Below are 266 nucleotides of genomic sequence, written 5' to 3' on the forward strand. Positions count from 1 at the left end.
GGTGCGGCGTATGAGCCGACACAAGATTTTTGTAATGTAATTTTGAAAAAAATGCATATTGATACGACCTATTATGATCCCATGATAGGCGCAGATGTTGCCAAACTCGTGCAGCCAAATACGAAAGTCTTATTTTTAGAATCTCCAAGTTCTTTAACAATGGAAGTGCCTGATATCCCCGCGATTGTTAAAGCGGTTCGAGCAGTGAGCCCTGAAATCGTCATTATGATCGATAATACATGGGCAGGAGGTGTACTATTCAAAGC

At 41.4% G+C, this 266-nt stretch carries 1 protein-coding gene; it reads left to right on the top strand.

Going from position 1 to position 266, the window contains the following annotated elements; all coding sequences use genetic code 11:
• On the top strand, positions 1-266 hold a 266-nt coding region (locus ACTHSX_RS10680), incomplete at both ends, for a PLP-dependent transferase (RefSeq protein WP_440379672.1).

Source organism: Neisseria sp. P0014.S002 (assembly GCF_051958295.1).
Taxonomy (GTDB): Bacteria; Pseudomonadota; Gammaproteobacteria; order Burkholderiales; family Neisseriaceae; genus Neisseria; species Neisseria flavescens_B.